Here is a 19,766-nt window from a genome sequence, read left to right on the forward strand (position 1 = left end):
TGGTTCATGCGGGCGTGGGCGGCCTGGGGATGGTGGGCGCCGGTACGCAGCAGGAGCTGGACGGCGAAGACCGCGCCGCCGGGGGTGAACTTGCCGACGCTGTCGCGGATGTCGCTCTGCCGCGGCACCCGGTGCGTGGCGCGTGCGGAGCGGTTGCCGTTCCAGTCGGAGGCCAGAGCGTCCATGAGACCGGCGGTGCTGCCCGTGGTCAGGCTCTCGCCGTAGGCGGAGGGACCGCGGCGGCGGGCGGCGGCGAGCAGGATGCGGCGGCGGCGGGCGAGGCGGCGTTCGCTGACCGGGACCAGGTCCAGGCACAGCTCGGCCTGTTCGCCGTCCGCACTGCGCACACCGGCCAGGGCGGCGGCCACCTGCTGCAGCGGGTCGGGGGCCAGGCCCAGGGAGGCGAGGGGCTTGGCGTCGGGCAGCGCCAGGACGAGCTCGGCGCGTTCGAGGTAGCGCGGCGCGGCCGGGGCGGCGGGCGAGGACCGGGGCGGTTTGCTCAGGCCGGTGGCGGTCATCGCCGGGCCTCCCTGGCCACCGCGAAGTGCACCGGATGGATGTCGGGGCGGGCCTGCGGGGTGCGGACCTCGACCTCGGCGTAGGCGGGCATACGCAGCACCGCGGCCGCGTCGGCCGGGCCTTCGAGGTAGCAGCGCATCTGACCGTCGGTGACGGTGTAGCGCAGGCGGGCGGCGGAGCCGCGGGCCGGTGCGCCGGCCGCGTGATGGATCCGGGCGAACTGGTGGGCTGCCCGGCCGACCTCTTCCATGCCCGGGTTGAACGTCGACGTCGGCACCAGCTCGACACAGGCCCGGTGGGCCAGGGCTGCATCTGTCCGCCAGCGGCGGCGCAGGCCGGCAATCCCGGCGGCGACGGCCCCGGCGAGGACGAGCGCTGCGAGGTAGGGGGAACTCGCGGCGATGACATGGGCGGCATCGAGGACGGCTGCCGCACCGGGCAGCTCGGCGCTCATGCCCGGCTCCGGCCGGGGCGGGTGTACTGCATGGGTCCTCCAGCGGTTGCGGTCCTTTCACCAGGACCAAGTGCGGCTGGAAGACCGATTCGGACAGCACCCCCTCGACTTTCCTTACTCTTTACCTTCAGGGCGCCTGGCTGGCGGGACGTCCGCTGCGGGCGGCAGACCGTACGCCCGCTCGCCACAGGGTTTGCCCGGCGGATGACGGTGGCCGGTCCTGTGACCGATCGGCCACGGCAATCGACCGGCCATCGGCACACTTTGACTTCGATCAGGAGAACGGCGGCACCAGCTCAACAGGCTTGCCCAGGGCCGGCGCCAGGGATGCCCTGGGACGGACACGGCTTGCCCGTTTCCATGGGCAAGCCTCCCGCTTGCTGCGTGAGGCTGTGGGAAAGCCTTTGGGGCGCCCCAGTGAGGAGAGTTCACGGCACGAGCTGAAGGGGCCGGGAAGCGGCGCGTCCAGATCGTTGGCGTAGCGCTCGCGGCGCTCGGCCGATCATCTCGACGTTCCCAGACGATGACCGCGTACGAGCGGGGTCAGCGTCTAGGATCCGCAACCTCGTGAGCACTGGCTCCTGCGGAATCACCGGAATCCGGGGGCAGTGAGCAGCGACCGTGTCGGTGGGCAGCGAGCAATCGACGGTTCCGGGCACTTTGAGGTCGGCTACAGCCGGTGACGGCACTGCCTGCTCGACGGCGACCGCGACGCCGGATGGGAAGCGGACGACGAGCCGTAGGAGTAGCCCCGGTGCCCATGCCGGACGCCCGGCAGGCACCATCACGCCACCGCCTGGCCCCAGCCCTGAGGCCACTGGGCCCGATATGCCGCCGAGACCACCGTCAAACAGCGTCCAACACCAAAATTTCCAGGGCAACCGCCACCGGACGACGGTGGACCAGGCCAGTGATATTCCTCAGCTTCTGTTAGCCGCAGTCACCAATACTTCCACGTCGTCCCCACTCCTTCGCTGGTGGCGGGTGTACACGGGCATTCTCGCCGATCCGTTCGCATTGCCTCCGTGCGTGCGCTCGAGTCCGGACGCCGTTCCCCGGAATACTGACGGTGCTCCCCAACCGGTCTCTCAGATAGGAACAGCGTGCCCATCGACTCGACCATCACCATGCGGTTCGGCAAGCACCAGCTGCACAACACCGGCTGGTCCTGGGGAACCCGTGCCGCGTATCCCGAAGAGCGCAAGGGACGAGACGGTTGGGGCACGCAGCTCGAGACAGCCGCCGTCATCGAGATGCTCGACCTGGTGCTCCGCCACGGCGTGGACCCGCAAGACGTTCGTGATCGGCTTGCCGCAGCATCCGCGCACCTGGTCAAGCAGAACGACCGCTCTGAGGGCTACGAGGATTACGAAGAAGAGGCGGCTGCCGTACGGCCCCCGTCTTTCAGCGCGCCAGCCGAGGCTGAGGTCGCGGTGTCTGGCAAGCGGCCAGCTCCAGCTGTAGCAGCCTCATGGGCCGTGGCGCAGGAACATGCGCTCCAAGCTCGTCGACACATGGAAGAGGCCGGCGGGGCCGATGCTCTGGGGGTGGTAGACGAATGGGCCGTGCATTTGAACCTGGCCGTTACGTACGCCCGTCTCGCCCGGACCGCATCCGACCTGCTTGTGCGACAGGAATAACACTCGTAGGCGCACGGCTCCAGCGTTCCAGGCGCGCTCGGTACCGAGCAACCGCGCAGGTGGTGCGTGGAGAGACCTCCGGCGTGGCTGAGGCTGAATCGCTGCTCCTCACCGGTCCTGGGAGAGTTTGTACAGCTCCTGAAAGAGCCCCCCGAGATCCATGAGGGCCTGGAAGTCGCCTTGTTCTCGTACGCGGCCGCCGTCGAGGACGATGATGCGGTCGGCGATGCGGGCGTTGTCCAGGTTGTGCGTGACGAAGACGGCGGCCTTGCCCGCGGCGAGTTCCTTGAACCGGCTGATGACCAGGTGTTCGGCGCGCGGGTCCATGGCGGATGTCGGCTCGTCCAGCATCAGCACGGTTGCGTGGCGGTAGAACGCTCTGGCGACGGCGATGCGCTGCCACTGCCCGCCGGACAGGTCGGTGCCGCCCCAGTTGGAGCTGGCAACCAGGGTGTCGAGTCCGTATGGGGCCTTGGTGATGACGCTGTCCGCTCCGGCCGCCTTCGCTGCGTTCAGCAGCAGGGTGTCGTCGTCGGTGCGGGGCTGGCCGAGGTGAATGTTGGAGCGCAGGTCCATGGGCCAGCGGGTGAACTCCTGCGGCACCAGGCCGACCCGCGCCCACACGCTCGCCGGGTCCGTCCCGGCCAGGTCAGTGCCGTCCCAGGTGACGGTGCCGCTGCTGGCGATGCGAAGCCCGGTCAGCAAAGCCGCCAGGGTCGTCTTGCCGCTACCGTTCTCACCGACCAGGGCGACCAGTTCGCCGCGGCGCAGGGTAAGGCTGACACCGTCGACCGCCGGGGTGGCGGCGCTGGGGTAGGTGTAGGTGACGTTGTCCGCGCGGATCTCGGCGGGAGCGTCGGACGGGATCTTCCTGGTGCCGCGTACGGCGCGCAGGTCCTTCGCGCGGCGCAGGAACGTCTGCCAGTCATCCAGGTACAGCGAGGTGCGGAACAGCCGTGCGGCGGCCATGACCAGGGAGGTCAGGGCGCCGGTGGAGGTGCGCACGGCGATGACGGCGGTCGCCGCGATGGCCAGGTCCATCCGATCGGTTGCCGCCAGCCAGCCAAGTGCGGCCCAGGTTGCGGCGAGCATCAGCCCGCTGATGGCCGCGCCGAGCAGCGTGGCCCGCAGAACCCGGGGCGCTGCCGCACGGTGGGTGGCTTTGATCCGGTCAGTGATCTGGCGATACCAGGAGGTCAGGAAGGCGGCCATGGTGGTCGCGCGGACCTCGGCGGCCGTGCGACGGTCGGTGGAGTAGTACCGCAGCAGGTAGCGCAAGTGGTTGTCCGAGATGTTCTGGTAGTCCGCCCGGTGCTGGATACGGGCGATGGTGACGGCGGCGGCGCCCTTGGGTACCACGGCCAGCACGAGCAGCGGCAATAGCAGCGGGTGCAGCACGGTCAGCACCGAAGCCGCAGCGATGAGCTGGGCGAGCGCGGAGAGAAGGGCCTGGGCGTCGCCGATGAGGTTCTCGGTTGCCTCCGCCCCCTTGCCAGCGGCCTGGAGCCGGTCGGTGAAGCCGGGCCGGTCGTACGCTTCCAGCTCGATCTCGGGGGTGGCGGCGATGATCTGGAGGTCCGCCTCGGTCGCGGCCTCCGGGGCGAGGCGGGCGGCGGCGTACACGGCGAGGGCGTCGGCACCGGCTCGCACTCCGATGGCGAGGGCGACCACGATCAGTGCCCCGGCCGCAGCGCCCACCCGATCGGCGACCGGTCCGCCGGTGAGCAGTTGGTTCATGGCGCCGGGCAGGGCGCCGAGTGCGACGGCCGAGCAGACGGCCACGATCACCTGGCACGGGCTCAGCCACAGCATCGCCGCCCGGTCGGCGGCCCAGCCGAGACGGGCCGCGGCGGCGAGCGTGCGGGGCAGGCGGGCGGCCATTTGCCACCAGGAGGCGCCTGCGATGTCCTCGAAGTGCGGGTCGCTGCGGTAGCCGACCTGCTGCGGGGAACCGGAGGCTTTCGGGGCGGGCGCGGACTCGGTCACCCGCCCCATCCTGGTGCGCCAGGCGGGGCGACAGAAGCTGTTCGAGCCGAAATCGCCCGCGTGGTGGGTGCGGTGTCTACAGGACCCGCAGGGCCAGTTCGATGGCGGTGATCAGGAATAGGCCAGTGCGGTACGGCGCGACCTCGTCGGGTCCGAGCGCGGCCCGCTCGACGGCTGCGGCGAGCGCGGACGGGTCGAGGAATCCCTGCTCGACCAGGTGCAGGTCCTTGCCCCAGCCGCGAAGTAGCCCGGTGGCGTAGGCGTGCACGGCGGTGTTCATCAGGTGCCCGAAGTTCTCCCGCAGCACCGGGTGCACCACCTCGTCGGGCAGGCCGCGGGCGGCGAGGCGCTCGGTCAGCAGCCGCTTGTCGCGCTTCCACTCCAGCGGGAGGCGCCGGCCGAAGCGCACCAGCTCCGGATCGGTGAACGGCGCGAGCGTCCACAGGCCCCGGCGGGCCAGCAGCGGAGTGGCGACCTCCAGGGCGATCAGTGCGGTCTCCGGTGCCACGGTGGCCGGGGCGATGCCGGTGTTCACCTCGCCGAGCAGGTCGCGGACCCGCTCACCGCACCAGGCGGGCGCCTCGGGCGTACGGGCGGGACCGCCGTCGGGCCGTCATACGCGGGCGACTTCGTCGCCGCCGAACCCGGCAATCACCGTGGTGATGCCGCGCGCCCTCAGCGCCTGGGCGAGCGCGTCGGCGGCCTCCAGGTGCGGCTCGTCCAGCGGGCTGACCGCCTCCGGACGGGAGCGGCGCAGCCCGCCCGGGACGAGCGGCGGATGGTCGGCGGCGGGCACGGTGACGTCCGGGGCGAAGCCAGTGTGGTCGATGACCATGCGGCGTCGCGCTTCCTGCTGGGGCCCGGCCTGGCCGCCGATCAGCAGCGCGCACGGTGTGATCCGGCCCGGGTGCGCGAGCGCGAGGGAGATCGCAAGGTTGGTGGAGTCCTTGCCCCCGGACAGCTGGGCGGCGGTCTGGGCCGGGGCGAGGGGGCGGCGGGCACCGATGTGGTCGACGAGCGCTTCGAACGCGCCCACCAGGGTCGGGCCGTCGGTTCCCTCGGCGAGCTCGGAGGGCGCGGCGTGCTCGGCGGCGGCCGGGTAGACCAGGCGCAGGCCGTCGGCGTCCGCGTACGCCGACGATCGCTCGGACAGCCGCTTGATGCCGGTGACCAGCGTGTCGTGCCCGTACCGGGGGTGGCCGGACAAAAGGCGCATGACCTCCTTCTCGTCGAGCTGGCCCGGCGTCATCTGCGCGGACAGGTCCATCAGCTTCCACGACCCGCTCAGCGTCCCTTGGCCGTACGCGAGGTAGAGCGGGCACACCCCGCCCAGCCCGGTCTGGAGCCGAACGCCGTCCGGGCCCGCCTCGACCCATACAGATTGCAGCGGCCAGTCGCGGCACTCTTCGACGGCGCGGGCGTAGACCGCGCCGTCGACCCGCACGGGTGCCGTCGAGCGCAGCAGCGAGGCGCGGTCGGCGACCCGCTCGCGCACCACCATCAGCGTGGTGGTGCTGCCGGTCACCGCCCGAGCCTCCAGCGCGGGGTGGGCCAGCGGGCGGATGCGGTCCCTGCCGCGCCTCCAGCAGCCCTCCGCCTGCTCGCACCACTGCCACGGCCCATCGGTGCCGGCCCGCAGGCCGACCGTTAACGTCAACATCTGAACTCCCCTTCCAGGCGGTCTTCGGACATGCGGCGGGGCCCGCGCGGCGCAGGCCGGGCGCGGGCCCCGGTGGTGCTGGACGGACAGCGGAGCCAGGCCGTCAGTCCTCGAACCGGCCCTGGTCGGAGGACTCCTGCGGCTTCTCCTCGAAGCGCGCGGTGTCCCCGGGCACAGCGGTGATCTCCGGCCCGGCGAACACGGACTCCCACGGCCGCGTTTGGTCCTTCATCGCGAACCCCTTCTTGTCGATCCGCACCCGTTGCCCCCCGCCAACGGGTTTTGTGAATTAGTGAACTGGACAGCGGGGAAGGCGGGTACCGTACGGAGCACGCCAAGCCGTATATCGCGTTTATGCGGATGAGGGCCGGCCCTCCATGACCCAGCGCGCTGCGAACGTTCACCTCAAGGCTTTGATCGAGGAAGCTGGTCTGCCGTACGACGGCATCGCCCGCGCCGTAAAGGCCGTGGCCATGGAAAGCGGCCAGCGCCTTGGCACCAACCGGTCCGCCGTCCACCACTGGCTCGCAGGCGCCACACCGTCCGGCGCGACCGCCGGGTACCTGGCCGAGGCGCTCTCCCGCCGCCTGGGACGCCGGGTCACCCGCGAAGACCTCGGACTCGGTTCCTTACCCGGCAGCGAAGATGACAGCATCGGACTGACGCTGGACTTCGATCCGATCGAGACGCTGACCGCCATCGGGAGCGCAGACGTGAACCGACGCCGTTTCCTCGCCGCCTCCGCCTACTCCCTGGCCGCCGCGTCTGTCCCCCTTCAGACCGTGCAGGAGGCTGCGGCCCGGACCCGTACGGTCTGCGGCGGCGCGGTGGCCGGGCACACGGATGTCGCCGCGGTGCGCGAGATGGTGAAGTTCTTCATGGACATGGACGAGAAGCACGGCGGCCAGCACGGACGGGCCGCGTTCGTTCAATACCTGATCACCGACATCGCCGACCTGTGTCGGAGCCGCTTCGCCAACGACGCCGTCCGCGCCGAGGCGCTCTCGGTCGCCTCGGCCGGCGCCCACCTCGCGGGCTGGAAGGCGTACGACTCCGGGGAACAAGGGCTCGCACAGAAGTACTACATGCAGTCCCTCGCGCTCGCACGGGCCGCGGGCGTCCCCGGCCAGGACGGCTTCGTGATGCGCACAATGTCGCAGCAGGGCATGAAGCTGCACCGCGCCGAGCACTGCCTCGCACTCGTGGAGACCGGATGGGGCCAGGCCAAGGGCCGGGTCGACGCGCAGGTCGAGGCATTGTTCGCCGTCACCCACGCGCACGCGCTCGCCAAGACCGGGCAGCGCCAGCGGGCCCTGGCGGACGTTGACCGCGCACACGCCGCCCTTGCGGCCGGGGCTCGTGCCGGAGACGAGGTGCCATTGTGGGCCCTGGTGTGGGGCCCGCCCGCCGCCACCGTCCACAGCCGTACGGCGAAGGTCTTCGAGACGCTCGGCGACCGCCGCAACTCCGCACGGAGCTACGCGACCGCCGCGGCGAGCCGGCCCGGGGCGACGTACGCACGGATCATCGCTCTCGACCTGGTGGCGCAGGCCGGTCAGCAGGCCAAGCAGGGCGGCATCGAGGAGGCGTGCACCACTTGGGGCCGGGCCATCGGCACCATGGCGGGGGTCAAGTCGGCCCGCACTCTCAAGGCCGTCCGTTCCCTGCGCACGGACCTGCGCCCCTACCGGGCCCGCGGCGTGCGGTGCGCGGCCGAGCTCGACGAGCGGGCCCGCATCTTCCTCACCCACCACCGCTGACAGACGAGGCTTGTGGTGCGCCGTGCGTGCGACGGGCGCTGCCCGAGCTCCGTATCGTCATGCTCTGGACGGTACGGAGCCGCCCGGACGCCCCGGTCCGAACGACCGCAAGAGAGCGAGAACGGCGGCCACGGACTGTAGCGAGTGCGCATCGAGTCCCGGATTTGCGCATTCATTGCGCATCCTCAGCCGACATTGCGCATCGAATCGCGGATCCTAGAATCAGCGGGTGCGGCTCGCAGGCCGCGGTAGCAGGTTGCGCAGCAGTTCGGCGGTTTCGGCTTCCATGTCGGCGCCGCCGAGGAGCTGTTCGTTGATGCGAGCGAGGCGGGCGGCGGCTTGGCGCAGGGCGTCGATGTCGCCGACGGCGTGGTGGGCGAGGAAGACCTGCCGGTGCAGCAGTTCGCTCTCCTCGGCCGCGAGCAGACCGCGGCGCGCTGCCCACAGGGCTCCGGAAACGTCGTCGCCTTCCCGGCGGCGGGTGGACAGCTCGTAGGCGACGTCCACGATCGCGGAGACCATCTCCTGGATGGCGGGTTCGGCCCAGGCGTAGCGCTGGGGGTCGATGCCGCTGAACGGCCGGCCCCGGACCAGGGCGAGTGCGCGGCGCAGGGCGAGGTCGCCGTCTTCATCGTGGCGGGTGAGGCCGGCGCGGGCCAGGCGCTGGAACTGGGTCCAGTCGCAGGTGACGTGCGGGCCGAGGCGGTAGCGGCTGTCGCCGGTGTCCTGCACGCGTGGCAGGTGGGCCTGACCGTCGGCGCCCTTGCCCAGCCAGGAGCGGGTGCGGGAGATGACGGCGTTGCGCATCTGCTTGCCGACCAGACGGCCGGGCCACAGCGCGTCGTCGATCGCGTGGTGGTCAGCGCCGGGGTTCAGCGCGAGGAACGCGGTCAGCTCGGTACCGGCGTTGCGGCGGCTGGAGTCGATGCGCCCGCGTGCGCCGTCGATGGTGATGGAGCCGAGCAACAGGACGGCGGGTCCGGCGGCAGTGTCAGTGGCTGGTCCGGCAGAAAGGACGTCCGCCGCCGCGGGTTCGCCGACCGGGTCGGCGGCCGGGCTGGGGATGGTGGCGTTTACGGTCGGCGGGGTCGACGTGGTGCAGGGGCTGGCCGCACCGGCGGTGCCGCTGGCCGGGGTGGTGGGCGCAGCGATGCTGCCTGCCGGTGACACCGCGGTGGTGTCTGCTCGGTCGGTCGGCTGTGCAGCGGGGGGTCGGCTGGTGTCGGGAGCGTGACGCGAGACGCCCTTAGTGATGTTGTCCCCGGTGCTGCCGCCTGCATTGGCTGTCGGTGTGGCCTCGGACTCTTCGGCGGGCTCATACGGGCCGGTGTCCTGGCCGTCGCTACCGTCGTACGGATCAATGTAGTCGTCGAATTCGTCCGGCTCCTCCCACCCGTCGTACAGGTCGTAGGAGCCGGTCCCGTCAGCGGGGGCCGGGACGTCGGTGTCGCTGGCGGCGAGGGTGAGCAGCTCGACGGCGTCGGTGAAGTGGCAGTCGCTCAGGCCCTGCAGCCTGATGGTCAGGTTGGATCCGGGCAGCGTGACGGTGTGGTCCGGGCCCTGGCAGTCGAGGGTCCAGGCAGTGTCCGGCAGATCGCTGGTGGCGTCGGCGGTGATGACGGCGCCTGCCGTGCGGGGTTTTTCGGTGAGGGCCTGGATGAGCGCGGCGCGGTCGGGGCCGTCGGGGAGGTTGGCCGCGAGCAGGATGTGCGGGGTCCAGGCGCCGGCGGCATCGTCGGTGAGGCGGGCGGCGCGCAGGCTGTCGGCGCCGATGGCGGTCAGGGTGCGGCGCTGGTCGGCGGTGTGCGCGACCAGTTCGGCGGTGGCGTCGGTGAGGGCCCGGGTGCGGGCGACGCGTTCGGGTACGGCGTTTTCCAGGCCGGGGACGGTGTCGGACAGGGCGGTGATTTCCAGGTGGCCCGGCAGGGGGGTGCTGGCGAGTTCGATGGCGATGGCCTGCAGTACCTGGCGGGCGCAGGTGGCGTCGCCGGCCAGGTGCACGATGCCCGCGTGTTCCAGGTCGATCAAGACCAGGTGACCGTCGTCGTCCCAGCCGAGGGAGACCAGCGCCGGGTAGGGGGCGTCGGCGGCTGCCAGTTGCTCGCTGTCGGCCAGGTCCGGGCTGGAGGCCGGGCACACCCACAGGTCCTGCCGGCCGGGGGCCGCGGTGAACGGCTTGGCGGGCGGGGTGTCCTCGGCGAGGTGCAGTTCGACCTTGGCCCCGTGCAGCACCACCGCTTCGAGGGCGGGCAGGTCGCGGTGTGCGGCGCTCAGGTGCAGGGCCAGGGAGCGCAGTGCGGTGCCGAGCAGGTCAAGGCCGGTGGGGTGCTGGGCGGCGCGCAGGCCCTGTTCGGTGGCGGCCGCGCGGCCGGCGGGCATCGGGATGCGCCTGCCGGGCCGGCGGCGGCGCTGTTGCAGCAGGCGGCGGGTGGCCAGGGTGCCGATGAGGGCGGCTGCCAGGGCGCCGGCGCCGGCCCACACGGCGGCCGGCGCGAGCGCGGTGTCGTGGTCCTGGCCGGCCGGTGCGGCCGGCTGCGTGGCGGGCCGGCCGTCGTTGCTGGGGGCGGAGGTGCTGGGGGCAGGCGCTGGCGTACGGGAGGGGGCGGTCGGCTGGTCGGCTTCGGCCTTCGGGGACGGCGCGGCCGCCGGCGGCGGTGTCGTCGGGGTCTGCTGGTCGTGGTGGGCAGAGGGCGGCTTCGGGCGGGCCGTATCCGGTTTGCCTGGCTTGTCGTGCGGTTCGCCGACCGGGGCGGTGTGCGGCAGGTCCAGGACCTGGCCGGGGTAGATGAGGTCGGGGTCGTCGAAGGTGCCGCCGCCGGGCAGCGGCTGGCCCTTGTTGGTGTCGTAGATCGCCTTCCACTGCTGCGGGTCGCCCTGGTCGTCGGCGATCGACCAGAGGGTGTCGCCCTCGCGGACCGTGACGCTGTCCGGCTGCCGTGCCGCGGTGGTGGACGCCGCGGAGGCGGCGGCAGCCTGGGGCCGGGAGGGCGCGGCGGGGGCCGGGGTGCGGGCGTCGGCGGGCAGCTGGAGGACGGTGTCCTTGGGCAGGTACTGGTCCCCGGAGGCCAGTTGCGCGATGCCGGGGTTGAGGGCGGCGAGGTCCTTCCACCGTGTGCCGTCGCCGAGGTAGGTCTGCGCCAGGTCCCAGGGCAGCTCGGTGGCCGAGGTCACGGTGTGCGTGGGGCCGGCGGTGCGGGAGATGGCGGGCGCCGCGGCCGGTGCCGCCGGGTCTTGTCCTGCGGTGTGGGTGGCGGCGGCCACGGTGACCGGTGAAGGGGTGGCCGCGGACGCGGCGGTGGGGGCGAGCAGCACGATGCCGCCGATGAGGAAGGAGGCCAGGGACTGCAGGCTGCCCAGGCCCCTGATGCGGGGCGCTGAGCGGCGCCGCAGCAGGGCCACGACTTCGAGCAGGACCGAGAAGGTGAAGGCGGCCCAGCCGGCCCAGCCGATGCAGGTGAGCACGGTCAGGAACAGCGAGCCGTCGTCCTGGGCCAGCAGGTCGATCCCGCCGGCCAGGTCAGTGGGCTGGTGGCCGAGCGCCAGCAGCACGTACGGCACGCCGCCGACCAGGGCGGCCAGGACGATCAGGCCGAGCAGGGCCCGCAGCACGGCCAGCAGGGCGCGCAGGGGTGCGGGGGTGCGGTGGGCCATGCTCAGCCTCCAGCGGCTTGGGTCTGCAGGTGCGCGGTCGCGGTACCGGTCACGGTGATCGTGCTCTTGCCGACGAACTGGGCGAAGTAGGTGTGGTAGGTGTCGGTCACGGTGACGGTGAGGTTCTTGCCGCCGTCGGTGACCGCGGCGCTGCCCTGGACGCCCTGGGCGGCCAGGTAGTCGCGGGCGGCGCCGGCCGCGGCGTCCGGGTCGATGGTGATGGCCGTGCCCTGGACGGCCTGGGCCGGATCGAGCTGCTGGCCGGCGGTGCGGGCGGCTTCCTGGGCCAGGGAGGTGGCCCGGTTGGCGGCGTTCAGGGCGCCGCCGCCGTCAACGAGCAGCCCCATCACCATCAAGATGGCTACGGTGGCCAGGGCGAAGAACACCGACATGGAGCCCCGGTCGCGGTGGCCGGTGAGCGCGGCACGCCGCCGCAGAAGGAATCGGTGCGCGGCGCTCTTCACTGGCGTGTCCGGTAGGTGTCGAGGGGGCTGGTCCACGAGGCAGTCAGGGTCTTGGCGCCGGGCAGGCCCGGCAGCCCGATGTCGGAGAGGCGGGCGGTGCAGGCGATGGCCGCGGTGACGTCGGCGTCCACGCCGACATCCGACTGGTAGCCGGACGTGTCGACCCTCACGCTGGTGGTCTGGCAGGTGATGCCCTCGCCGCTGAGGCTGCGTTCGGCCGCGGCCTGGGCCGCGCTCTGGGCGCTGCCGGCGTCGCGTTCCAGGGAGGCCGCGCGGGCGGCGGCGCGGGCCGCGCTGTCCACGGCGCCGTCGGCGTCGGTGATCCGTCCGAAGGCGACCATCAGCAGGAGCAGGGCGATGACCACCGGCGCGAGGACGGCGGTCTCCAGGGAGTATGAGCCGCGGTCCTGACGCAGGGACGCCAGCAGGCGGCGCAGGCGGGGGCCGAGGGGACGGGGCGCGCTCATGGGGTGGTCCAGCGTTCGACGGGGGCGTCGGCGTGCTGGACGACGTCCAGGCTCAGGCCGGGGACCAGGGTGGCGACGCTGCCGCGCACGGTGATGCGGATCTCCTGGTCGGTGCTGCCCGCCGCGGAGACGCTCGGCGTACGGACGCTGCCGCCGTAGCGGGCGAGGAAGACCTGCGCCTGGGCGACGGCGTCCCCGCTGCCGGAGCCGAAGCGCCGGCCGGCTTCGACGCCCTGGCGGGCGGCGGACTGGGCGACCTTGCGGGCGTGGAAGTACAGGCCGGCCTGGAGGGCGGTGAGGATCAGCGCGAGGACGACGGTGGCCAGGACCGCGAACTCCACGCTGCCCGACCCGCGGTCGCCGCGCAGCCGGCGGCGAACCAGGGCGCGCCGCAGGCGTGATGTCCTCACCGTGTTCGTACCTTTCTGCCGGGGCGGGCGCTCAGCCGCCGTTGATGATGCCGATCTTCTCCATCAGCTTGGTTTTGACCGCCACGACGAGCAGGCCCGCGGCGACCAGCAGCGCGCCGACGATCACGGCCATTTCGGTGGAGCTCTGCCCGTCGTCCCGGTTGTGCTTGAGGAGTTCGTAGCGGCTGCGGATCCATACGGTCAGCACCTTGATGTCCATGACGGGTTCCTTCGGTCAGCTGGCGAGGATGGTGATGGTGATGGGGATCATCACGAAGACGAGCATGAGGATGACGCTGGCCGTCACCGGCAGGACCATCGCGGCGCTGGCGGCGTTGGCCTCGGCCTTGGCGTCCGAGAGCAGGGCGATGCGCAGCTGCCGGGCCTGGGCCTGCAAGGTGGTGTAGACGGCGGCGCCCTCACCAGCCAGGGCCAGGGTGTCGGCGGGGCGGGTCAGTTCGGGGATGTCGAGTTCGTCGCCGAGCTGTTTGAGGGCGTCCCAGACGGTGACGCCGGCCAGGTCGGCCTGGTGGAAGATCTGCCGCATGCGCACGAAGATGAACGTGTCGCCGACCTCGGCGGTCTGGGTCAGGGCCTGGGCGGCGCCGGAGTTGGCGATGCGGGCCAGGGCGACGCGTTCGAGGTAGGAGGCCACGGCGTGCCGCACCACGCGGCGCACGGCGGCCGCCTGCCGGGCGACCTCCTTGCGGGGCCACAGCCAGAACAGAGCGGCCAGCGCGAGGGAGACCAGCGCCGGCAGGGCGAAGGGCAGCGGGGCACCGGCCAGGGCCAGCAGGGCCTGGAGCAGCTGCGGCAGCACCAGCCCGTACGCGGCGAACAACAGGCGTTTGCCGAGGTGCGCGGCGGGACTGATGCCCAGCAGGTTCAGGTCCTTGACCGGCAGCGGCAGGCGGCCGCCGAGTTCGCCCAGCAGCCGGGCGCCGACGCGTTCGTGCACAGCACCGGAGGAGGCGGGGGCGGCGGCCGGCAGGAGGGGCCCGGCCCCGGTCTTGGAGGCGTCCAGGCGGTCCAGCACGGCGGTCAGGTCGCGGCGGGCCGGCAAGGCGGCGCGGACGGCCAGGCCGATCAGGGCGCCGGCGGCGGCCGCGGGCAGCACCGCCTCCATGGGGATCATCGCAGTTCTCCCGTCGGCGCGGTGGGCTGGGCACGGGCCGGCAGCGGGTCGATCAGCCGGGGGTCGGGCGTGGTGCGGGCGATACGGCGCAGCCAGGTCAGCGTCCAGGCGAAGGCCGCGCCGAGGCCGGCCAGGACCAGCTGGCCGGGCGGGGTCTTGTACCAGGCGGACCAGGCGTCGTTGAGCATGCAGCCGATGACCACCAGGCAGATGATGATGCTGACCATGCGGGCGCTTTTGCGGACCTTGGCGCGGTCGGCTTCGATGTCGCGGGCGTCAGCGGCCTGCTGGTGGAGGGTGGTGGCCAGCGCCTCCAGCGCATCGGCCAGGCCGGGGCCCTTGTAGACGGCGTGGGACTGAAAGAGCAGCACCACGTGGTCGGAGGTGCCGTCGGCGAGGTCGTCGGCGAAGTGGGCGAAGGCCGTCTGGGCCTCCATGCCGGAGCCCAGCCGGTCGGCCAGGTCGCGGACCTGCGGTGCGATGGGGGCGGGGGCGGCCTTGGCGGAGGCGCGGATGGTCTGGGGCAGGGAGATGCCGGCCTGGTGGACCCCGGCGAGATGGTTGAGCCACTGCCCGAGGGCTTCGAGGCAGTCGATGCGCTGGCGGGCGCCGGCGTCGGGATTGAGGACGTAGGGCAGCGCGAGGACAGCGGCGCCGGCGAGCAGGCCGTGGACGGGCCAGCCGGTCCAGGCCCACACCGCGAGCGCCGCCAGGCCGGCGGTGGTCAGCAGCTGGCGCCAGCGCTGCTGCCATTTGAGCGGCAGCTCGGTGCGGGCGCGCTCCAGGCGGCCGCTCAGGCGGGACTTGGGCCTGGCCGGGTCGGGGATGCGACCGCGCACCTCGCGTACGGCCGCGGCGGCCGCGACGACGGCCAGGACGGCGCAGCAGGCCGCGGCCAGGGCGAGCTGGGAGGTGTTCACGGGCGCCCCGCCGTCTGCAGCGGAGCCTGCCAGGCGCCGAAGGGCCGGTCGGTGAAGTAGGCGCGGCGCAGCAGGCCGGTGCGCTCCAGGTCGTCGGCGAAGGACGGCATGTTCTTGAACACCGCGCGCTGCTCGCCGCCCTGGGGGACGAACAGCTCGGTGATCACGGGCCGGCCGCCCTCCCCCACCACGTCGTGCACCTCGTGGATGTGGGAGACGAAGCGGTGCTTCTTGCCGCCAAGGGCGGTCTCGTCCAGGTAGGTCAGGTAGACCACGACGTCGATGGCGGAGGCGATCAGATGATGGGCGGCGTCGGTCTGCAGCCCGGCCTCGGTGCACAGCTGCACCAGGCGGCTGATGATGGCGTGCGGCTGGCGGACGTGCAGGGTGCACATGCTGCCGGAGCCGGCGGCGGTCATCGTGCGCAGCATCGGCAGGATCTCCACCGAGCGGACCTCGCCGACGATGACCCGGCTGACGTTGTAGCGCAGTGTGGTGGGAAACAGGTCGCTGATGGTGACCTCGCCGGCCCGCTCGCCGGCGCGGACCTCGCCGTTGGACTCGCGGGCCTCGAAGGCGAAGGTGACCGGGCCGGGCTTGGGGCCGGGCTCGTCCAGGTAGAGTTCGCGGTCGGTCTCCAGGGTCGCCAGCCGCTCGTCCGCAGGGATTTCGCGGCCCAGCGCCCGCAGCAGCGAGGTCTTGCCCGCACCCATGGAGCCGACGACCAGGATGTTGCGCTTGGCGTGCACGCAGGCGGTCAAGAACCGCTCCAGCATGGGGTTGAGGGTGCCCCAGGCCACCAGTTCGGCCATGCCGTGCTGGCGGATGCGGTGGCGGCGGATGACCACGGACGGCCGGGTGGTCAGCAAGGAGGCGGTGACCCGGGAGCCGTCGGGCATCCGGAACCCGATCATGGGGCTGGACTGGGTCAGCGCGCGCTCGCCGTGGCCGGACAGGCGCGCCATCCGGTTCACCCACGCGATCAGCTCTTCGTGGCTGTCGGCGACCCGCTCGATCGTCTGGCGGGGCCGGTCGTGGAATTCGACGTGGGCGCGCAGCCCGTCGACCATCACGTCTTCCACGCCGTCCTGGTCCAGCAGGGCCTGCAGGCGCCCGCCGCGGTACATGGAGTCGAAGACGGCCGTGCCGATGGCCGCCTCCTGCTCGGCGCTCAGCGCCGTGTTGCCCTGGGCGTACTTGGCGGCCCAGTCGGCCACCGCGTTGCGTACCAGGGAGGTGGCCAGGGCCCGCCGGTCGGCCTCTTCGAGCAGTTTGTCCGGGTCGGCGGCGCTGAGCCGCTGCGAGACCAGGGCCTGCAGCTCCTCGATCACCTCCCAGCCGACCGGCAGGGCGCCGGGCAGCCCGGCCAGGCGCGGCACGTCCGCGGCGGTGTGCGCTGCCGCGGGCGGCCGGGCGTCGCCACCGGCCGGGCCGGGCGGTGCGGGCGGCGGCTCCGTGGCCGCCGGGCGCTGGCCGATCCGCCCGGTGAGCAGGCCGGCGATGAAGTCGCGGTCCGCCGGCCCGGCCGGGGGCTGCCCGTTGGCGTGGGGATGTGTGCGGGGGCCGGGGCGGGGCTGGGGGTCAGCCATGGCCGCCTCCCTTTTCGTTCAGGCGCTGCAGTACGCCGGCGAGCTGGGCGTGGGCGGGCCGCGTGGGGTAGTGCCGCTGGAGCTGCTGGCGGCTGGCGGCGGCGCGCAACTGCTCGGTGGCGGTGCGGGCGTGCCGCAGCAGCGGGCTGCGGCCCAGCCCGCGGACCGGGCGGCCGCCGCCGGCCAGGTAGCCGGCGGTGGCCCGGTCGTACGGCAGGGCCGCCACGACCGGCGTCTTCAGCGAGTCGGCCACCTGATGGGCGCGGTAGGGGCCGTCCTCGATGAGCAGCAGCCCCAGGGCCTCGGGGGAGCGCTCGTGCTCGGCCAGGTCGGCGCGCAGCGGGTCGATCACGTGCCGGGCCAGGGCCAGGGACTGCTCGGTGCCGCGCACCACGAGCAGGACCAGGTCCGCCTGGTGCAGCAGTGCGGCCGGGGTCAGCGTCGGGTGCGGCCGGCCGGCTTCCAGGGCCAGGCGGCCGGCGTCGACGACCACGTCGTACCCGGCGTCCTCGGCCAGCACGTGCAGAACTTCCGCCAGGGCCGGCCAGGTCCGCCCGAGCGCGCCGGCTTGGGCGGGGTCGGTCAGGCCGGGCAGCAGCTTGCGGTGCCCGCCGGGATCCAGCGGCCACAGGTGGCTGGCGAAGGCCTGCGCGAGGGCTTCGGGGCCGGTGCGGTCGGCGGCAGCCAGGTGGTACAGGCCGTAGCCGGCACCGACTTCGCCCTGCAGCAGCCCCGCGCGGATGGTGCCGCCGGCCGGGTCGCACTCGGCCAGCAGGCTCAGCTGCCGGGAGGCCAGGGTCAGCGCCAGCGCGGTGGTGGTGACGCCGCAGGACTTCGCGGAGACGAGGGCGGTGACCGGCATCAGCGGCTCCGCGGTTCGCGCACCAGGGCGATACGGCCCTGGGCGGCGCGGGTGGCCAGCAGCGGCCCGTCGGTGGTGGCCACCGCCAGGTTCACCACGACGGTGCCGGTGGCGTCCGGACGCGAGAGGGAGACCACCGTCGCGCTGAGCGTGGCGGGTGGGGCCTCCGCCTTGCTGCCGGTCTGCTCCCCCTGGGCGGGAGTGGTGACCGCGAGGACCTTGTCGCCCGGGGCGAGGGTGCCGGCCGGCGCCTGGCCCCGCTTGACCTGGACGCCGACCTGCTGCCGGTCATCGCCCAGGCCGGTGCCCGCAGCCAGCTGGGACGCGGTCAAAAGCCCGCCCTTGCGCAGATCGACCGCCGGCCGCCGTCCGACCAGGGATGCCTTGTCGGAGGCCGGCACCGGGGTCAGGGCGGCGTCGGCGGAGACCTCCGCCACCGTCAGATCGCTGCCGGTCAAGGCCTGGCCGGCCGGGACATCCCGGGCCACGGCGAGGACCTTCGTGCGGTCGCTGGCGGAACTGACGGCCGCGGCCGCCCCCAGACCGGCCACCACGGCCAGCACGGTGCACAGCGCCGCGACCGACCAGCGCCGCTCCCGCTTGACCGGGGCGGCGGTGGTGATGGGCACCTCGGAACGGGCAGCCGGGGTCGGGCGCGGCACCGGCGGAGCGGCGGGGGTTTCCATACGGGTGTGCCTCTCGACGTGCTGAACGAAGAGCTAGTTGAGGACCTGGACCTCGGCGACGGTGATGTCCACGGCGCTGTCGCGGACCTCGGTGAGCTGACCGGACTGGCCGCCGCCGGTGACCTGCCAGTCGATGGCCCACGTCGATGTTGCGGTCACATGGAAGCGCCCGGTGGGCGTGGTCGCCGACGGGACGCGGTATTGGTGCCCGCAGTCCGGGGAGGGCCGCTTGCCGTACTCGGGGCGGTACGGGGTGCCCGGGGTGGTGCAGGTGACGGTGTTGCCGTCGCCCATCTGCCACACGATCTTGCTGACCTTCGCGGTCGCCGTCACCGCGACCCCGCCGGCGGAGGCACTGGCGGTGTTCGGCCCGTACGTCTCCGGCCCCGTGGCGGTCCACAGGTAGACCGGCATTCCCACCACACCCTTGCCGCCCGGCTTCGGCGTGATACCGATCTGCGGGCCGCGCAGCAGCATCTTGTCGACGGCCTGCTGCGCCAGGACCGCCGGGTCGACGGCCGGAGCGCCGCCGCCCTCCGGCGGGTCAGCCGCCCACACCATCCGGTTGACCGCGAAGGCGCCGTTGCCGTCGAAGATGCAGCGCTGCTCGTAGACCGCGCCGTCACCGGGCTTGTGCCCGGCCCAGTCCAAACTGTCCGCCGGCGGCGGCGGATCGGCGAGCTTGTAGGTGCAGCTCCAGCGGCTGGCGCTGCCCCCGCCCTTGCCCCCCTTGCCGCCGCCCTTGCTGTCCTGGACGGGAGCACCGGGCACGGCACCACCTGGGTTGCCAGGCGCCTCGGCTTCCACACACACCAAGTTGTTCTTGCATCCCTCAACGCTGCCGGTGGGGCCGTCAGCACGGGCTGTGCCGGGCAGGGACAGCACGGTCAGCAGGCCGCAGACGGCCAGAGCGAGCCCGCGGGTCAGCACGGCTGGCCTGCTTGCGGCTCGTACCTGATCACCTTCCACCCCTCCGGCCAGCGCTCGACGGTCGCGAGAACGACGTACTTCGTCAGCCGTGTCGACGGCAGGGCGATGGGCTTCTTGTCCTTGTCGAGGACCTTCCACGCCGAGACATCCAAACAGCTGGAAATGGAGACGTTGGGAGTCTTCCGCTTGAGGTCCAGGCCTGTGACCGTCGGATTGGTGACGGTCACCCCGCCGGTGAAGCTGCTGCCGTCCTTCTGCATTCGTTCGATATCACTGCGAGGCTGACTCAATGCTGCGCTCGCGGCGTACTTCGTGATGTCGGTGCCCTCGATCTTGACGGAGGCGTAGACCCGCTCCATGGCCTTCCAGTACGACCGGTAGGTGGAGATGGCCTGCTGCTTGGCGATCTCCGCCGGATCGGCTGGCTTCGTCGGCTGCTGCGTGGAGGGGGTGGGCTTGGAATCCTGGCTCTTCGTCGCGCCGCTGCTGCAGGCGGAAACGGCCGCCAGGGCGCAAGCCACCGCAACCAGCGGGGCCGTCCGTACGCCGCTGCGCACGGCTTGAGTTGTTCGTGCCGAGATTGTCACTGCGCCTCCCCGTGCGCTGATCAACGGTGTCCGTCACCCGGTGGTT

Annotated in this window: 19 protein-coding genes and 1 pseudogene; 2 read left to right on the forward strand and 18 right to left on the reverse strand. The window is 72.6% G+C overall.

Features of this window, described 5'->3' with window-relative positions:
* Window positions 1–518: pseudogene (locus ACZ4Z1_RS34500) on the reverse strand (type IV secretory system conjugative DNA transfer family protein); the annotation flags it as partial.
* The gene (locus ACZ4Z1_RS34505; RefSeq protein ID WP_468490610.1) at window positions 515–973 is read right to left on the reverse strand and encodes a hypothetical protein; all 459 of its coding nucleotides are present in this window, start codon (window positions 971–973) and stop codon (window positions 515–517) included. The gene ACZ4Z1_RS34505 and the pseudogene ACZ4Z1_RS34500, both read right to left, overlap by 4 nt.
* Before the next feature lie 1,103 nt (window positions 974–2,076).
* Between ACZ4Z1_RS34505 and ACZ4Z1_RS34510 the strand changes: the two genes are divergently transcribed.
* Window positions 2,077–2,613: a hypothetical protein gene (locus ACZ4Z1_RS34510; RefSeq protein WP_468490611.1), complete on the forward strand. Its 537-nt coding sequence runs from the start codon at window positions 2,077–2,079 to the stop codon at window positions 2,611–2,613.
* Window positions 2,614–2,721: 108 nt separating this feature from the next.
* On the opposite strand, the gene ACZ4Z1_RS34515 is transcribed toward ACZ4Z1_RS34510, so the two are convergent.
* The 4 genes from ACZ4Z1_RS34515 to ACZ4Z1_RS34530 all read right to left on the reverse strand — a co-directional run bounded on the left by ACZ4Z1_RS34515 (window position 2,722) and on the right by ACZ4Z1_RS34530 (window position 6,491).
* Window positions 2,722–4,599: an ATP-binding cassette domain-containing protein gene (locus ACZ4Z1_RS34515; RefSeq protein ID WP_468490612.1), complete on the reverse strand. Its 1,878-nt coding sequence runs from the start codon at window positions 4,597–4,599 to the stop codon at window positions 2,722–2,724.
* 76 nt (window positions 4,600–4,675) lie between these two features.
* Window positions 4,676–5,134: an asparagine synthase-related protein gene (locus tag ACZ4Z1_RS34520; protein WP_468490613.1), complete on the reverse strand. Its 459-nt coding sequence runs from the start codon at window positions 5,132–5,134 to the stop codon at window positions 4,676–4,678.
* 78 nt (window positions 5,135–5,212) lie between these two features.
* A complete protein-coding gene (locus ACZ4Z1_RS34525; RefSeq protein WP_468490614.1) occupies window positions 5,213–6,259 on the reverse strand; it encodes an asparagine synthetase B family protein in 1,047 nt (348 codons plus the stop codon).
* A 103-nt stretch (window positions 6,260–6,362) separates the two neighbouring features.
* Window positions 6,363–6,491 carry a hypothetical protein gene (locus tag ACZ4Z1_RS34530; protein WP_468490615.1) on the reverse strand — a complete coding sequence of 43 codons (129 nt, stop codon included), beginning with the start codon at window positions 6,489–6,491 and terminating at the stop codon, window positions 6,363–6,365.
* Between the two features lie 145 nt (window positions 6,492–6,636).
* Between ACZ4Z1_RS34530 and ACZ4Z1_RS34535 the strand changes: the two genes are divergently transcribed.
* Complete coding sequence (locus ACZ4Z1_RS34535; protein ID WP_468490616.1) at window positions 6,637–8,019, forward strand: hypothetical protein; 1,383 nt, start codon at window positions 6,637–6,639, stop codon at window positions 8,017–8,019.
* A gap of 222 nt (window positions 8,020–8,241) precedes the next feature.
* On the opposite strand, the gene ACZ4Z1_RS34540 is transcribed toward ACZ4Z1_RS34535, so the two are convergent.
* The 12 genes from ACZ4Z1_RS34540 to ACZ4Z1_RS34595 all read right to left on the reverse strand — a co-directional run bounded on the left by ACZ4Z1_RS34540 (window position 8,242) and on the right by ACZ4Z1_RS34595 (window position 19,720).
* Window positions 8,242–11,670 carry a LysM peptidoglycan-binding domain-containing protein gene (locus ACZ4Z1_RS34540; protein ID WP_468490617.1) on the reverse strand — a complete coding sequence of 1,143 codons (3,429 nt, stop codon included), beginning with the start codon at window positions 11,668–11,670 and terminating at the stop codon, window positions 8,242–8,244.
* Window positions 11,671–11,672: 2 nt separating this feature from the next.
* Window positions 11,673–12,134 (reverse strand): TadE/TadG family type IV pilus assembly protein, encoded by a 462-nt coding sequence (locus tag ACZ4Z1_RS34545; RefSeq protein WP_467764179.1) that lies wholly within the window; start codon window positions 12,132–12,134, stop codon window positions 11,673–11,675.
* Window positions 12,131–12,601 carry a TadE family protein gene (locus ACZ4Z1_RS34550; RefSeq protein WP_468490618.1) on the reverse strand — a complete coding sequence of 157 codons (471 nt, stop codon included), beginning with the start codon at window positions 12,599–12,601 and terminating at the stop codon, window positions 12,131–12,133. The genes ACZ4Z1_RS34545 and ACZ4Z1_RS34550 overlap by 4 nt, the downstream gene beginning before the upstream one ends.
* Complete coding sequence (locus ACZ4Z1_RS34555) at window positions 12,598–13,011, reverse strand: TadE family protein (protein ID WP_468490619.1); 414 nt, start codon at window positions 13,009–13,011, stop codon at window positions 12,598–12,600. Before ACZ4Z1_RS34555 ends, ACZ4Z1_RS34550 begins: the two co-directional genes overlap by 4 nt.
* 31 nt (window positions 13,012–13,042) lie before the next feature.
* Complete coding sequence (locus ACZ4Z1_RS34560; RefSeq protein WP_468490620.1) at window positions 13,043–13,231, reverse strand: hypothetical protein; 189 nt, start codon at window positions 13,229–13,231, stop codon at window positions 13,043–13,045.
* A 15-nt stretch (window positions 13,232–13,246) separates the two neighbouring features.
* On the reverse strand, window positions 13,247–14,146 hold the full coding sequence (locus ACZ4Z1_RS34565) for a type II secretion system F family protein (protein ID WP_468490621.1): 900 nt from the start codon (window positions 14,144–14,146) through the stop codon (window positions 13,247–13,249).
* Entirely contained in the window at window positions 14,143–15,066 is a 924-nt protein-coding gene (locus tag ACZ4Z1_RS34570) for a type II secretion system F family protein (protein WP_468490622.1), read from the reverse strand. The genes ACZ4Z1_RS34565 and ACZ4Z1_RS34570 overlap by 4 nt, the downstream gene beginning before the upstream one ends.
* Entirely contained in the window at window positions 15,063–16,655 is a 1,593-nt protein-coding gene (locus ACZ4Z1_RS34575; RefSeq protein WP_468490623.1) for a CpaF family protein, read from the reverse strand. The genes ACZ4Z1_RS34570 and ACZ4Z1_RS34575 overlap by 4 nt, the downstream gene beginning before the upstream one ends.
* Complete coding sequence (locus ACZ4Z1_RS34580) at window positions 16,648–17,517, reverse strand: hypothetical protein (protein ID WP_468490624.1); 870 nt, start codon at window positions 17,515–17,517, stop codon at window positions 16,648–16,650. Before ACZ4Z1_RS34580 ends, ACZ4Z1_RS34575 begins: the two co-directional genes overlap by 8 nt.
* Window positions 17,517–18,203 carry an SAF domain-containing protein gene (locus ACZ4Z1_RS34585; protein ID WP_468490625.1) on the reverse strand — a complete coding sequence of 229 codons (687 nt, stop codon included), beginning with the start codon at window positions 18,201–18,203 and terminating at the stop codon, window positions 17,517–17,519. Before ACZ4Z1_RS34585 ends, ACZ4Z1_RS34580 begins: the two co-directional genes overlap by 1 nt.
* A 33-nt stretch (window positions 18,204–18,236) precedes the next feature.
* The gene (locus ACZ4Z1_RS34590; RefSeq protein ID WP_468490626.1) at window positions 18,237–18,974 is read right to left on the reverse strand and encodes an ATP/GTP-binding protein; all 738 of its coding nucleotides are present in this window, start codon (window positions 18,972–18,974) and stop codon (window positions 18,237–18,239) included.
* 152 nt (window positions 18,975–19,126) lie between these two features.
* Window positions 19,127–19,720 (reverse strand): hypothetical protein, encoded by a 594-nt coding sequence (locus tag ACZ4Z1_RS34595; protein ID WP_468490627.1) that lies wholly within the window; start codon window positions 19,718–19,720, stop codon window positions 19,127–19,129.
* Between the last annotated feature and the right edge of the window lie 46 nt (window positions 19,721–19,766).

The organism is Streptomyces sp. NPDC030165 (genome assembly GCF_055573595.1).

Excerpts from the sequence above, each read along its gene's own strand:
- ACZ4Z1_RS34505 (WP_468490610.1), bottom strand. The coding sequence starts at position 973 with ATGAGCGCCGAGCTGCCCGGTGCGGCAGCCGTCCTCGATGCCGCCCAT.
- ACZ4Z1_RS34525 (WP_468490614.1), bottom strand. The coding sequence starts at position 6,259 with ATGTTGACGTTAACGGTCGGCCTGCGGGCCGGCACCGATGGGCCGTGG.
- ACZ4Z1_RS34530 (WP_468490615.1), bottom strand. The coding sequence starts at position 6,491 with ATGAAGGACCAAACGCGGCCGTGGGAGTCCGTGTTCGCCGGGCCGGAG.
- ACZ4Z1_RS34535 (WP_468490616.1), top strand. The coding sequence starts at position 6,637 with ATGACCCAGCGCGCTGCGAACGTTCACCTCAAGGCTTTGATCGAGGAA.
- ACZ4Z1_RS34540 (WP_468490617.1), bottom strand. The coding sequence starts at position 11,670 with ATGGCCCACCGCACCCCCGCACCCCTGCGCGCCCTGCTGGCCGTGCTG.
- ACZ4Z1_RS34550 (WP_468490618.1), bottom strand. The coding sequence starts at position 12,601 with ATGAGCGCGCCCCGTCCCCTCGGCCCCCGCCTGCGCCGCCTGCTGGCG.
- ACZ4Z1_RS34560 (WP_468490620.1), bottom strand. The coding sequence starts at position 13,231 with ATGGACATCAAGGTGCTGACCGTATGGATCCGCAGCCGCTACGAACTC.
- ACZ4Z1_RS34565 (WP_468490621.1), bottom strand. The coding sequence starts at position 14,146 with ATGATCCCCATGGAGGCGGTGCTGCCCGCGGCCGCCGCCGGCGCCCTG.
- ACZ4Z1_RS34575 (WP_468490623.1), bottom strand. The coding sequence starts at position 16,655 with ATGGCTGACCCCCAGCCCCGCCCCGGCCCCCGCACACATCCCCACGCC.
- ACZ4Z1_RS34580 (WP_468490624.1), bottom strand. The coding sequence starts at position 17,517 with ATGCCGGTCACCGCCCTCGTCTCCGCGAAGTCCTGCGGCGTCACCACC.
- ACZ4Z1_RS34585 (WP_468490625.1), bottom strand. The coding sequence starts at position 18,203 with ATGGAAACCCCCGCCGCTCCGCCGGTGCCGCGCCCGACCCCGGCTGCC.